Source organism: Marinobacter sp. LV10R520-4 (genome assembly GCF_002563815.1).
Lineage (GTDB): Bacteria > Pseudomonadota > Gammaproteobacteria > Pseudomonadales > Oleiphilaceae > Marinobacter.
Map to the genome: position 1 here is coordinate 1,114,651 of NZ_PDJM01000001.1, position 13,321 is coordinate 1,127,971.

Annotated in this window: 13 protein-coding genes; 5 read left to right on the forward strand and 8 right to left on the reverse strand. The window is 48.1% G+C overall.

The features are described 5' to 3' along the window. Positions 1 to 20 precede the first annotated feature (20 nt). The 5 genes from dctP to prpR form a co-directional block, all read right to left on the reverse strand. Positions 21 to 1,085 (reverse strand): TRAP transporter substrate-binding protein DctP, encoded by a 1,065-nt coding sequence (gene dctP, locus ATG98_RS05275; RefSeq protein WP_098422307.1) that lies wholly within the window; start codon positions 1,083 to 1,085, stop codon positions 21 to 23. 35 nt (positions 1,086 to 1,120) lie between these two features. Further along, on the reverse strand, positions 1,121 to 2,422 hold the full coding sequence (locus ATG98_RS05280; RefSeq protein ID WP_098422308.1) for a TRAP transporter large permease: 1,302 nt from the start codon (positions 2,420 to 2,422) through the stop codon (positions 1,121 to 1,123). A 4-nt stretch (positions 2,423 to 2,426) separates the two neighbouring features. Further along, on the reverse strand, positions 2,427 to 2,963 hold the full coding sequence (locus ATG98_RS05285; RefSeq protein WP_098422309.1) for a TRAP transporter small permease subunit: 537 nt from the start codon (positions 2,961 to 2,963) through the stop codon (positions 2,427 to 2,429). Between the two features lie 22 nt (positions 2,964 to 2,985). Further along, complete coding sequence (locus ATG98_RS05290) at positions 2,986 to 4,584, reverse strand: long-chain fatty acid--CoA ligase (protein WP_228706017.1); 1,599 nt, start codon at positions 4,582 to 4,584, stop codon at positions 2,986 to 2,988. A gap of 263 nt (positions 4,585 to 4,847) precedes the next feature. Then, positions 4,848 to 6,788: a propionate catabolism operon regulatory protein PrpR gene (prpR, locus tag ATG98_RS05295; RefSeq protein WP_098422311.1), complete on the reverse strand. Its 1,941-nt coding sequence runs from the start codon at positions 6,786 to 6,788 to the stop codon at positions 4,848 to 4,850. A 229-nt stretch (positions 6,789 to 7,017) separates the two neighbouring features. Between prpR and ATG98_RS05300 the strand changes: the two genes are divergently transcribed. From ATG98_RS05300 to ATG98_RS05320, 5 genes are read left to right on the forward strand one after another with little or no spacing between them, the layout of a single operon-like run. Then, complete coding sequence (locus ATG98_RS05300) at positions 7,018 to 8,079, forward strand: phosphotransferase family protein (RefSeq protein WP_098422312.1); 1,062 nt, start codon at positions 7,018 to 7,020, stop codon at positions 8,077 to 8,079. Beyond that, positions 8,079 to 8,459, forward strand: a complete 381-nt coding sequence (locus ATG98_RS05305) for a DUF6285 domain-containing protein (protein ID WP_098422313.1) — start codon at positions 8,079 to 8,081, stop codon at positions 8,457 to 8,459. The genes ATG98_RS05300 and ATG98_RS05305 overlap by 1 nt, the downstream gene beginning before the upstream one ends. Then, a complete protein-coding gene (locus tag ATG98_RS05310) occupies positions 8,459 to 9,181 on the forward strand; it encodes a histidine phosphatase family protein (protein ID WP_228706018.1) in 723 nt (240 codons plus the stop codon). Before ATG98_RS05305 ends, ATG98_RS05310 begins: the two co-directional genes overlap by 1 nt. Positions 9,182 to 9,239: 58 nt before the next feature. Next, positions 9,240 to 10,418, forward strand: coding sequence for an acyl-CoA dehydrogenase family protein (locus tag ATG98_RS05315; protein ID WP_098422314.1), 1,179 nt, complete (start codon positions 9,240 to 9,242; stop codon positions 10,416 to 10,418). After that, on the forward strand, positions 10,418 to 11,194 hold the full coding sequence (locus ATG98_RS05320) for an SDR family NAD(P)-dependent oxidoreductase (RefSeq protein WP_179888261.1): 777 nt from the start codon (positions 10,418 to 10,420) through the stop codon (positions 11,192 to 11,194). The genes ATG98_RS05315 and ATG98_RS05320 overlap by 1 nt, the downstream gene beginning before the upstream one ends. 1,044 nt (positions 11,195 to 12,238) lie before the next feature. On the opposite strand, the gene ATG98_RS05325 is transcribed toward ATG98_RS05320, so the two are convergent. The 3 genes from ATG98_RS05325 to ATG98_RS05335 form a co-directional block, all read right to left on the reverse strand. Then, positions 12,239 to 12,628: an SDR family NAD(P)-dependent oxidoreductase gene (locus ATG98_RS05325; protein ID WP_098422316.1), complete on the reverse strand. Its 390-nt coding sequence runs from the start codon at positions 12,626 to 12,628 to the stop codon at positions 12,239 to 12,241. 204 nt (positions 12,629 to 12,832) lie between these two features. Further along, entirely contained in the window at positions 12,833 to 13,024 is a 192-nt protein-coding gene (locus ATG98_RS05330) for a DUF2283 domain-containing protein (protein ID WP_098422317.1), read from the reverse strand. A 5-nt stretch (positions 13,025 to 13,029) separates the two neighbouring features. Continuing rightward, positions 13,030 to 13,287, reverse strand: coding sequence for a DUF4258 domain-containing protein (locus ATG98_RS05335; protein WP_218925831.1), 258 nt, complete (start codon positions 13,285 to 13,287; stop codon positions 13,030 to 13,032). Positions 13,288 to 13,321 lie beyond the last annotated feature (34 nt).

The following is a 13,321-nucleotide window of genomic DNA, read 5'->3' on the forward strand; positions in this document are numbered from 1 at the left end:
CGCCCGCCAAATAAGTCAGATTAGATTTTGCCTGTCAGTTGCATGAATTCGCGTAGAATTGGGCCAATCTTCCCTGAATATTCGGGATCACGTTTGGAAAGTTCGTCGACTACCTCTAGCGATTTTAAGCGAAGCATTTCAACTGAATCGTTGTTCATGTAAACAATTTCGCCATTATATTCAGATTGAAAGTCTTTCATTCGCTGGAGATCGCGAATCATGAACATGCCAGCTGCTTCAAGGTGTGTGGCCAAAACTGCGTCTTCGATCACGCGTTTGAAATCGTCTCCCAACTTATTCCAAGCTTCTAAAGAGAAAAACACCTCACTATTCTGATGCGCCGCTAGGTTGGGTTGGATAATATACTTGTTTACTTCTTGTAAGTTCATTCCCCACCCAGCGGAAACGCCGCCCCAGTGAGCGCCGTCTACAACACCTGTTTGAAGGGCCTGATATAGCTCACCCCCAGTAATAGATACAGGAGCTGCGCCCATTTTTTCAAAAACTTGCGCAGAACTACCATTAGAACGAACTTTAAAACCTTCGAAATCTTTTGGAGTTTCCAGACGTTTGTTACTGTAAATTGCGGTGCCACCATTTGAAATTGGCCCTACTTGGTAGATGCCCCTGCTTGCGTAAGCCTCACGGATAATTTTAAGAGCCCCCATATCATGCAAGAAGAATTGCATCTCCTCCATAGAATCCCAAGTACCAAAATTACCGTTTAGATGCCCTGCCGCCGGGATATCTCCAACCCAATAAGCGGGATAAATCATCGCGCCTTCCAGCGTTCCACGGCGAACGCCACGCAGTACATCTCCGGTGGAAACGATGGAGTTTGGTTGATGTGTTTCAATTTCAAATTCACCATTAGTAGCTTCTTTAATACGGCGGGCAAACCCCTCAAAAATAGGATCGTAATACCAGTTTCCGGTAGGCCAGTGGGTTTGCATTCTCCACTTGATCTTCTGTTTTGGGGAAGCGATGACAGCCGGTGCTGAAAGACCAGTTACGGCAACAGCGGCAGCAGCCGTTGCGCCAGTAGCCAAGAACGAGCGACGGTTGATGGTTTTTGTATTGTTCATGACAACCTCTCTTAATGCTTACATTGGTTTTAGGACTACGTGAGTATTTTAACGCCTTCCGTAATAATGCTCGGAAATGCCAATAAAAAAACGCCGAATAAAATCATTATTACAACAAAAGGAAGCACGCTCTTATAAAGCTCTAGAATGGGAGTTTTTGGGCTTAAAGTCTTCAGATAAAATATATTATATCCAAATGGCGGAGAAATATAGCCTACACATAAATTTAGTTGAAATATAACGGCAAACCAAATTGGATCAAATCCCAATTCAATAACAACCGGCATGAATATAGGCATAACCAAAAGTATAATGCCTATGGGATCAAGGAACATCCCTAAAATAAATCCAGCTATTTGCATTATCACAATTAAAAGCCAAGGAGATAGCTCAAGTGATAATAGAAAAGACTGTACAAAATTTATCCCGTTCGCTGCCGAATAAACTGATACAAATGCGCTCGCGCCAAAAATAATCCAGATAACCATACCACTCATGGTAGCTGTTGAATAACTGACGTCTTTAATAAAACTCCAGCTGAACTCCCCGCGAATGGCGATGGCAATTAATACGGCAGCAGCACCGACCGCTGCGGCCTCTGTCGGTGTGGCCATACCAAGAAAAATGGAAAGCAGTACAATCGCTACAATTGTAATTGGAAGAACAATGGAGCGCAAAGAGCGGATTTTGTCTCTAAATGGGATACTTTCTGCCGATGCGGGAGCTTTCTCTGGCTGGAGATTGGCGATTACAATGACATAAGCCAAAATAACGAGCAACATACCGATCCCGGCAATCAGTCCACCCATAAACAATTTTCCGATCGAAAGCCCCGTACTCATACCAATCACAATCAATGTAATTGAAGGTGGAATGAGTATTCCCAATGTTCCTGCCGCTCCAATAGTGCCTAGCACAAGCCTTTTGTCATAATTGTGGCGCTCCATTGCTGGCATACCCACCATGCCTGTGGTCAATGTAGAAGCCGCACAGCTACCGGTCATAGCAGAAAGAAGAGAAGCAAACCCGGTTGTGCCTATCAATAGTCCCCCATTAAGTTTGCCAGACCAGAGATAAAAGGCTCTGTAAAGATCGGATGCGATCTTGGACTTTCCCAGTGAGACCCCCATCATCACAAATAGCGGGATAGCGGCTAAAGAAATTGACCACATACTTCCAAATGTAGCGGATAAAATAGGGAAAAGTCCGCTTGTTCCATTCATGATTACTGTAAAAATGACTGCAACTGAACCGAGAGCGAACGCGAGTGACACACCTGCAAGAATAAGAACTAGCAACAGGCCAAACATACCAGCGGTTAATAATTCTGGTGACATGAGATTACCCTTCGCTTTGTTTTTTTGGTTTGATGAATTGAAGGCTGGACGTGAAAATTCCGCTTAATCCCTGAATCAGAATCAACGCTGATCCAACTAATAGTGTCAAATTAACCGGCCACATGGGGTGACGTAAGGCGCTAGCGTCCAGCTCATTGAACATCCAAGCATCTTGAAAATAAAACCAAGCTTCGTAGGTTAAAGCCATTGTCCATATCACAAGTGCAATATAATTAATGATATCAGCAAAGGCATTCCATCGAAGTGACCGAGTGTTTAATAAAATGTCAACCCGCACATGCCCCCCTTTTATAAGGGTATAGGCTCCAATTAAAATAAAGTAACCAGCGAATACACGTTGTGTATAGCCTGGCGCCCACACAGAAGGAGCGTTAAAAACGTATCTGGCTATCACTTCGTAAACAACGATCGCCATGCCAATGAAGACAAAAAAACTAAATAGTTTTCCGACCGCTAGATTTATTGCTTCGATGATTTTTATGGGGTTCATATTTTGCTCTATTATTTTTGTGTGGCCCATTCATGTCGGCTGTCGCTGGAAACTAGCTCCACTGGTAATGGTTGAAATCCTCTCTCAACATTTTTTTACTTACCTTTCCTGTGGCTGTATGAGGCAGTGTTCCAACAAATTCGCACGCGTTTGGAATCCACCACTTTGGAACTTTTCCTTCCAGATAACTAAGCAGCTCGCCGGGTGTTAATACTTGATTGTTATTATTTGGGACTACGATCAATAGGGGACGTTCGCTCCAGTGCTGGTGGGCTATTCCAATCACAACCGCTTCGCGCACTCCAGGATGAGACATAACTACGTTTTCTATTTCGATAGAACTAATCCATTCCCCGCCCGACTTGATCACATCTTTCACTCGGTCTGTTATGCGCATGTAGCCGTTAGGATCGATGGTTGCAACGTCACCGGTGTTGAACCAGTCGTGTTCCTGGGTTTTTCCATAATAGGCGCTGCATGTCCATGGGCCACGAATTTCAAGCACGCCAGTTGTATGGCCGTCATGAGGTAAGCTGTTGCCGTCTTCATCAACAATGCGCATTTGAACGCCAAACAAAGGCCGCCCAGACTTGAGGCGCTGTTCTATACGAGCGTCGTCTTGAAGCTGATGATGCCAAGATAGTTGTCGATTGTAGCTGCCGATAGGGCTGAGCTCAGTCATTCCCCAGCCATTCTCCAGCGTGACGCCGTGGCTATCCATTTCTTCATACAGCTTGAGTGAGCCTGCTGCACCACCAATAACCCCTCTAACAAGGCTGGGTATGCTAACGCCTGAGCTTTTCAGATATTGGTTGATGCCACTCCACAAGGTTGGCACAGCAAGTGAAAACGTAACCTTCTCTTGATTGATAAGGTCAACCATTGCGGAGGCATCGGACACATTCGGACCCGGAAGAACCAGTGCAGCGCCGGCCATCGGCGCGCTATATGGCATGCACCACGCATTAACATGGAACATTGGCACCATTGGCATTACGACGTCTTCGGATGTGAGGCCCAGATTACTGGCCATATTTTGAGACATGCATTGCAAAACAATACTGCGATGACTGCCGAGAACACCCTTGGGATCACCCGTGGTGCCCGAGGTATAGCAGAGATTGCTGGCTCTATTTTCGTCTAGAAGCGGCCAGTCATAGATGCTTTTTTCGCGAGCAAGAACGCTTTCATAAGACCTCAGATTTGGTAATTTACTTATAGGTAGACTGTCAGCCGAGCAAAGCGCTATCCAGTGCTTAACAGATGGAAGCTGATCCATCATCTCCTCAACCATGGGAATAAATTGAGGATCGATGAAGAGCGCCTCGTCCCTTGCGTCGTTAATGATGAACTTGATTTGCTCAGGAAATAATTTTGGATTGACCGTGTGACAGATACGGCCGCCGCATGGAATAGCATAATGCAGTTCAAAATGCCGGTTGTCGTTCCAGGCTAAGGTGCCCACCCTCGCATCGGCGCTCAGATTTAGGTAATCCAGCGCATTCGCAAGCTGTGCGATTCGGGCGAAGGCCTGATGGTAGATAAGCCTACAGATACTGCCGTCTGCCCGACGGGAAATAAGCTTGGTATCCGCTGCGGTCGTTTGCGCATGGGACATTATTGTTGTGATGCTCAGCGGAGCATCCATCATTAAGCCTCGCAAGATAGGCCTCCGATTATAAATTTTGTAAGGGCGACCGTACGTCACCACGGAACGATGGATAAAAGTGATGCGATGAAGATGACACAGCAGGATGCATGCCAGCTTGCCTCTGTTTACTCTAACAGGGGCTTCGGGGGAGGTTTTGGAGATCCAAGTTGGTGCGGGCTTGACTCTCATTTGTTTCACATTTGAAACTCTTGTCGCATCGGCTGGACGTGCGGTTCACAACGCGGCTATGCTTTTGGACGTCATCAGCGAAGTCTGCGCCAGAGTGTCGAGCGGCTAATACCCAGTGCTTTTGCCGTTTTGGCCAAATCACCGTTATGCGAGTCGAGAACCTCTTGGATGTGCACAATCTCGGCCGCCTTACCGTAGGCTTGTAGGCTTTCTTTTGGTTTTTTTGAACTGACAGATTGATTAAATGAGTCTGAGAATAACTCAGGGAAAAGAGCTTCTGTTGAGTGGTGCTGATTCGGAAACTGGCTCACTAGATGAGCTCGTTCGACGAGGTTTTCTAGTTCGCGGATATTCCCTTTCCAAGGATGTTGAACCAGCCGAGGTGTGAGAGCCTTTAAAACCTGATTCGTTGCCTTCTCTTGGTCAACGTTGCCTTGGGCGAGGTTTTTCGATATTCCCATCATAAGAGAATTGATGTCAGACGTTCGCTCGCGTAGGGGTGGAACGGAGACTCTGAGAATATTCAGTCGATAATACAGGTCTTCCCGAAAACGCTTATTTGCGATCTGTTGTTGAAGATCCTGGTGTGTAGCAGCAATAACCCGAATATTGAGGGGCGTCGGTTCGGAAGCCCCCAATCTAAGCACCTCTCGCTCCTGCAACACTCGAAGTAACCGAGTTTGGAGGTGAGTCGGCATATCACCTATTTCATCGAGAAAGATCGTGCCGTTGTGCGCGGCTTCAAACAAGCCCGGTTTGCCTCCCTTTCGGGTTCCGGTAAACGCCCCATCTTCGTAACCAAAGAGCTCACTTTCTAGCAGCGTTTCAGGGAAGGCTGCACAATTAATGGCAACAAAGGGCATCTTCTGCCTGTAACTGGCGTTGTGAATACTCTGTGCAAATAGCTCTTTGCCCGTTCCGCTTTCACCTGTAATCAGAACGGTGGAGTCTGAATGAGCGTAAAGTCTTGCCAGCTGAACGGCTCTTTTGAATTGGCTATCCTGTCCTAATATCAGGTCAAAGTGATACTTTGCTATGAAGTGGCTGGGTCGGCTTTGAGAGCGTAATCTCCTTTCTGCGCGTTGAATTTCATTAATTTCTTGACATGTCAGAATCGCTCCGTCGACCAACCCTTCTTCCAGGATTGGAATGACGCTGATCGCCAGCCGTTGGCTTCCCCGGATGCTCAAGCGATTTTCAATGGCGGTTCCAGTGCTCAGTACCTTACTTATATCGACATCAGGAAAATGCTCTGCAGCGGTTTCGCCGATGGAGATCGGCCGAATAGGTTTTAGCAAGTTGTTCATGCTTGTATTCACCGAGAACACTTTCCCCAGTGCGTCCAGAGCGATTACTCCCTCATTCAGGTGCTTCAATACGGAGTGAATACGCTGATGCTTCCGTGTTTCTTGTGACCTGCTGTGGCAAATGGCAAGAGCCTCATCCAGCGTGCGTCGCACAGCGTCCGCGTTAATCGCAAACACGCCCTCTGCCCCTGCGGCTTCTGCCAGGTCAACGACCGTTGGCGAGCCGATAATCACTCGATAGCCTTGCTCAACGAAAGTTTGAACTTTCTGGCGGGCATCTTCTAAGGACGTATAGACAGCCTGTGACACCTCGACGGTAAACAAGCTGGACAGCTCATCCAGATCTTTCAATGTGTGCTGGTGGGTGAGAATACCTGCCTTAGTGCCGCGCTCTTTAGCCAAGTTAAGGGCTCGAATCAAATCGTATTCACCCATTCTGAAAGATAAGGTGGTTGTTGAGATTTTCTTGCGCAAAAATTCCGCGGATGCGCCGGAACAAAGCAGAATATCCGCTTCCTGCTCATACTCTATGGCTCTAGCCGTCTCCAATAATTTATCAACCGATGTTTCTACAATGCGTATTTCCGCCTGCTGTTCATAGCGAGGCATTATTTCCTGGAGGATTCGCGTCAGCTTGCTGGGATTGCCATCGAATGTGAGGTGGTTGATAAGGGTAACGATCCGCGGTTTGCGTTTTGCAAAGGCCATGTTTGATTCTTTTAATCTTGGATTTAGGCTCCATCCTAGCTGTAATGCGAGTATTTCAAAAGTGACTTTAAACGTTTCATTGATGAACCATCAACATTTGAACTTACTATTCTATTCTTTCAACCGATTTCAGAGGCTTGAATTTAAACAAAAAATATAAATCTTGGCAGCTGGCACCGTACTTGCTAGCAGACAGGGTATAGAAACATGACTTCAAAGAGGGTAGCTAATGGACATTTCGCAGAATAGCTTAGCTTCGCAACAGGATATTCCGGGGGCGCCACAGGGTTGGCAACAAAGCCTGGAACGATATTTCTCAAATGTCGTTTTGAATGGCAAAGCTAAGATCACTGATATGAAGCGTCTTTCTGGCGGCGCCATTCAAGAGAACTGGCTGCTAAGTGTTCTTGTGCAAGGCGGTGATTTCGCTGGCGAGAATAGGTGGGTGTTACGAACAGACTCCTCGTCTGTTGTACAGGTGAGTATGTCTCGCGGGCATGAATACGCTGTACTCAAAGCTGTTTACGAAGCTGGTGTTCAGGTGCCTGCGCCTTTGTGGCTCTGTAGTGATTTAGATGTTATTGGGCGTGAGTTTTTTGTCATGCAGGCGGTGGGTGGTGCAGCCGCTGGCCACCGTTTGGTGAAAGACGATTCACTGGTTCCGGATCGATCCGCACTCTGTCGTGAGCTAGGGCGAAATCTGGCGAAGCTTCACGCCATACGCCCCCCTAGAGAGTCGCTCGCTTTTCTACCTGCCCCTGGAGCTGACCCAGCAAGATCAATTATTGAGCAGTATCTTGATTTTTTGGATGAGCTGCCTCAAGCGTTCCCTGTTATCGAATGGGGGTTACGTTGGTTGCACACAAACAAACCGAATCCCATCGAACCCTGTCTTATCCATCGTGATTTTCGAACCGGTAATTTCATGGTTGATCAGGGATCGGTTTCGGGGATTCTGGACTGGGAGTTTACGGCTTGGGGAGATTGGCGCGAAGATATTGGATGGCTAACCGCAAAGTGTTGGCGCTTTGGCAATAACGCCAACGTGGCCGGCGGAATTGGCGATGTGAGCGATCTGATGGCGGGATACTCCGACATATGCCCGCGTGAAATATCGTCGGAAGAGCTTCGCTACTGGCAAATTATGGCACACGTTCGATGGGCCATAATTGCCGTTCAACAAGCGGAGCGCCATCTATCAGGCCAGCAGCATTCGCTGGAGCTTGCGCTAACAGGGCGCATGGTTCCGGAGCTTGAACACAATATTTTGACATTGATAGGAGGCCACTGATGAATCGTCCGGATGCGTCGGAGCTGCTTGCTGCCGCTCGTGAAACCCTTATGAATGATGTTTTTCCATCAGTTCCCGAGCACTTACGCTATGAGGTGCGCATGATCGCCAGTGCTATGGGCATTGCGGCTCGCGAAGCTGCAGCTCAAAGTCAGACTGAGGTCGAGTTATTTTCCAAGGTTTTGCCAGAGTCCATTGCTGTTAGTTCTACATCCTCTTTCGACGCGCGCCGTGCCATAGCGAGAGCTATTCGAGCCGGTGTGTTTGATACCCCTGGCGCCCAGCAAGAAAAACTTCAGGTAGCTTTAACGGAGACGGTCTACAACGCGCTAAAGATAAGTAACCCGAAAGCCACCCAATCATCGGGAGGGCAGCGATAGTGACGCCGCATTCGAAAGACTATTCAGGTTCGGGACGCCGCCGGTTGTACCTGATTCGGCACGGACACGTAAGTTATTTTGACGATTCGGGTCGCCCACTGGATCCGCGTAATGTCCCGCTGTCCACTGATGGTGAGGCTCAGGCATTGGCTCTGAGTGACTTCCTGAAAGACATAACCTTTGATAGGGCCATTAGCTCTGACTATCCAAGAGCCATACAAACACTTGAGATGGCGCTATCAGGAGCTTCCACTCATGTTTTCACTGAGACAACACCTGAATTAAGAGAGATTCGTGGGGGCCGCCTTAGCCAACTACCGCGCGATGTTTACAGCACGGAAGTCGCCGGAGCGTACCACCTGTCTCTTCGGCCAGAGGCTGGTTTTTTGCGGGGCGAACGATGGAGCGATTTCGGCACAAGAGTTCTGGATTGGTTTCGCTCGATACTTGCTGATTTGCAGTGGCAGAATCTTGTAATCGCCAGCCACGACGCGGTGAACCGTGTCCTGATTTCATGGCTGATGAATGGAAATTTATCGGCGCTCCCTCTTCTTGAGCAAGATCACGCCTGCATTAATATCGTCGATATTGATCGCTCTGGCGATGATTCTTCAATAACGGCGTACGTGCGCCTGCTGAATTTTACGCCATACAACCCCCTCAAGACCGGCGAACGTTCGACTGTGATGGAGCGACTGGCTCAGTCCATGTCGCGGATGTGAAATTCAATAAAGTGTCAGCGCATCAATAACTAATGGATTAAGCGATCAGGAGATCAACATGAATTTTGAATTAAGTGACGACATCAAAGCATTGCAAGCAAAGGTACGCCGCTTTATTACTGAAGAAGTGATGCCTATGGAGTCTGATTCGCGACAAACGCCACACGGGCCAACCGAAGCTCTACGCGACGAACTGGTTGCCAACGCGCGTAAACACGGGCTGCTTACTCTTCATGCCTCGCGGGAGATGGGTGGTGCCGGGCTTTCCCATGTTGCAAAAGCAGTGATTTTTGAAGAAGCCGGATATTCCCCTTTGGGTCCTACGGCGATGAATATACACGCGCCAGATGAGGGTAACGTGCATCTGATGGACGTAGTAGCTTCGGAAGAGCAAAAAGAGCGTTGGCTTCGCCCTATGGTTGAAGGCAAAACGCGGTCTTGTTTTGCGATGACTGAGCCCGCACCCGGCGCAGGATCTGACCCTTCAATGTTGGAAACAACAGCGGTTCGTGACGGCGATGACTACGTTATTAACGGCGAAAAATGGTTTATCACAGGTGCTGAAGGGGCCAGCTTTGCAATCATTATGGCCAAAACAGAAGATGGCAATGCGACCATGTTTTTAACCGATACCAGCCGGCCCGGATTCATTGTTGAACGGCTGATGGACGTTATGGACTCCTGCTTTACTGGCGGGCACGGGGTTGTTCGCTTCGAGAATCTACGCGTGCCAGCAACCGATATACTTGGCGAGCTTGGCAAAGGATTTCGCTACGCGCAAATTCGTTTGGCGCCTGCGCGCCTTACACATTGTATGCGTTGGCTGGGAGCTGCGCAGCGGGCCCACGATGAAGCGTGCCAGTATGCTCGGACACGAGAATCTTTTGGTAAGCGTTTAGGCGAGCACCAGGGCGTTGGGTTTATGTTAGCTGACAACGAAATGGATATGTTGACCACACGGCTTTCCATCTTGCACTGCGCTTGGATATTAGACAAAGGTGAGCGCGGTAATCGCGAGTCCAGCATGGCCAAGGTCATCAGTTCTGAGGCTATTTGGCGAGTAATTGATCGGAGTGTTCAAATCCTTGGGGGACAAGGTGTTTCAAGCGAAAATATCGTAGAACGAATCTTTAAAGACGCTAGGGGTTTCCGTATTTACGATGGACCAAACGAAGTACATCGTATGAGTTTGGCGCGGAAAATTATTGCCCGTAAGGCGGATAGGGCAGAAGGATAATTATGTCTGATATTAATAATCTTTTTAGCATGACGGGCAAGCGTGTGTTGGTCACGGGTGCTTCAAGCGGGCTTGGGCGACATTTTGCGCGAATGCTGGCACGAGCGGGTGCAAGAGTTGCAGTTGCGGCGCGGCGGACAGATCGGCTTCAGACGTTAGTCGAAGAGATTCGCTCTGATGGTGGTGAAGCGGTCGCATTGGCTTTGGACGTATCGTCACGCAAGTCCGTAATTGCCTGTCTTGACGCTCTTAATGATCAGTTCGGCGGGCTAGATGTTGTGGTGAATAACGCCGGAGTGAGTGACACCAAGGCTGCGTTGGATTACACCGATGACGATTGGGACAGCATTTTACAAACTAACCTCAAGGGCGCTTGGATGGTAGCCCAAGAGGGGGCACGCTGGATGGTCAAAAATGGCGGCGGTAGTATCATAAATGTGACCTCTATCCTGTCCAGCCGTGTAGCCGGTGGCGTTGGGCCCTATTGTGCTGCCAAAGCTGGCCTAGCTCATTTGACCCGGTCGCTGGCCCTGGAGCTCGCACGCTATGGCGTGCGCGTTAACTCTTTGGCGCCGGGCTATGTTATGACGGAGATAAATCGGAAATTTTTGGAAAGCGATGGCGGCGAAAAACTGAAAAAACGTATTCCAGCGCGTAAATTCTGCCAGGTTCAAGATTTGGATGGGGCTCTTTTGTTGCTTGCTTCTGATGCGGGGAGAGCTATGACGGGGTCTGAGATTGTTGTGGACAACGGTCACGCCTGCTCGGGCTTATGATGCTAGTGCCGATCCTACTCGAATAGTTACGTTGAAAAAAGTTAGGCGTCACTTATGTTTTTTTCACTAAGAGTTGGTGGCACCTGCGAATATTATCCGAACACAGAAGGGGTTTTATGCTTCCACGTAAAGCCATTTCGAAGTATTACGCAGCCTGCAGAATTTGAACCTGCGCATCCTATTGCGTGACCAAATTCGCAAGTGCCCGGCCGTCACAACTCGTGATTGATGGTAGTGATTTATTTGGTTTGGTCATCACATAACCGGCCAGTCTGTATTTGCATTATTTTCAGGCACTTACTGTGTACTGTAACTTAGTTCGGATTTAAGATTGTGTGTCCTTTCCCCTTCCATTGGAAGGGGGTTTTTTAACGACCTAACAAAGCCTGTTTTATGTGAGCGTCCAGTCATCAAAGATCCGGATTTTCCACGCCTACTAAAAAGAATTTATGCTAAAGAACAGCTCCGATATCTCGCCAGCCAATGCTGTACGGTTCAAACGAGAACTGGCTGCGTCCTGTGAAGAGGATTAGTTGTGTTAGTTAACATCTTGGATAGAGGCGGCTTGCGCGTATCGTGCGGGGCAATTTTTCTAAGCCATACGCTACTTTAAAGCGGCTATTACGCACGCCAAATACCGAGCTGGTGAGAACCAGTACAAACTGGTCAACCAATATCTTGAAGCCCATGCCAAGAATAATCGAAAAGATAAATTCAAGAAGAGCCTGGAGAGGGCAAACTATCTTGGCATTCAGGCTCGCTGGTTACGTGATCAGGAGCAAACATAGAAAAGCATCGCTTTCGTTCCCTAAATTCTCCAGAAGGCGCTTTACCCCAATCTGTAACCCGATCAACATTCATTTAACGAAATATAACAACGACCATTACAGACCCATTACCAAATAGACAACCAGGCTAGCAAAGAGGGGTAGCCTTAAGTCATTTATTACGACAGTTAAATGCCATTCGATAAAACGTAATTTTCGAACCAAGCTATCATCGGCTTGATGAATTAGTCTATTCAAGCGTCGGTTTAAACCATAATCAAACCGAAAGCGAGGCAGTTTGTTGCATCCCCGAAGCCAGATAGCCGCCATCAACGGGCAAGGTGTGGCCATTAACGTAACGCGCCTGACGAGAAGCCAAAAAGACGATAGCGATCGCAATATCTTCGGGATCGGCGAGAAATCCGGCAGGGATCATCGGCAGCAACGAGGCCAACGTTTCATCCGTATATATATCATCGGTCATTGCAGTAAATGTGGCGCCAGGAGCGATTGAGTTAACAGTGATTCCGTTCCGACCTAGCTCCAAAGCCATTTGCCGAGTCAAACCGGCAATCGCGGCCTTAGAAGTGCCATATGCAGTGCGGCCTACCCCGGCCCGAAATCCACTAACCGAGGATAGATTTATGATTCGACCGTTTGGCCGAATTCGTGAATCAGGCCTTCAATTTCGTAGAGCAATTCCTAAGTTTGGCCAAACTGAAGGCAGGAATAAGAACAGTGCCAGCATCGGCCAGCTCGTGGCAGGAACCGGTTACGCCTGTCACCGCTCCATGGTGTTTTAGGTCAATTATAGTCCCTTACCGCTTATTGTGAATATTCAGCTCTGGCCTATCAGCAATTAAAACCACCATTACGCAGCGTGAGTTTTCACCAAAGGCCACGCACCATTTTTGTGTGCGTCAAGCACTACAACCTCAACGATGGAACCATCGGCTGCATAACTTAAGTGGGTGCTCCAATCCTGTGAAATCTCTTTCACAATCTGTTTGTCGCTTAGATGGACTGTAAGGATATCATCGGCTTCATCATAGATGGTGTGCATTGTTCTCAGCCCTCCCATGAAAAATGGTGCATTACTGTTTTAACTATCAAAAATTTTTCTTCCAGAACTACTGGCGCGCACAACATATTATCAAGCCGCTCCTCAAAGCGATGAGCAACCCATAATCTATACTCATCCTTGTTACGAGTTTGCCCTTCCTCAATCAATAGCGCCAGCTCAAGATCCGTTATACATCGCGTGCGCATTCTCTGCATTGCGTGGCGAGTAATTTTAACTTCCCGCCCAAAGCGTTCTGAATACATACAAGCCTTCTCCTTCCGTGGATTAATGCTGCCC

Coding starts and splice junctions, on each gene's coding strand:
- dctP (WP_098422307.1), bottom strand. CDS start 1,085: ATGAACAATACAAAAACCATCAACCGTCGCTCGTTCTTGGCTACTGGC.
- ATG98_RS05280 (WP_098422308.1), bottom strand. CDS start 2,422: ATGTCACCAGAATTATTAACCGCTGGTATGTTTGGCCTGTTGCTAGTT.
- ATG98_RS05285 (WP_098422309.1), bottom strand. CDS start 2,963: ATGGGCCACACAAAAATAATAGAGCAAAATATGAACCCCATAAAAATC.
- ATG98_RS05290 (WP_228706017.1), bottom strand. CDS start 4,584: ATGATGGATGCTCCGCTGAGCATCACAACAATAATGTCCCATGCGCAA.
- prpR (WP_098422311.1), bottom strand. CDS start 6,788: ATGGCCTTTGCAAAACGCAAACCGCGGATCGTTACCCTTATCAACCAC.
- ATG98_RS05300 (WP_098422312.1), top strand. CDS start 7,018: ATGGACATTTCGCAGAATAGCTTAGCTTCGCAACAGGATATTCCGGGG.
- ATG98_RS05305 (WP_098422313.1), top strand. CDS start 8,079: ATGAATCGTCCGGATGCGTCGGAGCTGCTTGCTGCCGCTCGTGAAACC.
- ATG98_RS05315 (WP_098422314.1), top strand. CDS start 9,240: ATGAATTTTGAATTAAGTGACGACATCAAAGCATTGCAAGCAAAGGTA.
- ATG98_RS05330 (WP_098422317.1), bottom strand. CDS start 13,024: ATGCACACCATCTATGATGAAGCCGATGATATCCTTACAGTCCATCTA.
- ATG98_RS05335 (WP_218925831.1), bottom strand. CDS start 13,287: ATGTATTCAGAACGCTTTGGGCGGGAAGTTAAAATTACTCGCCACGCA.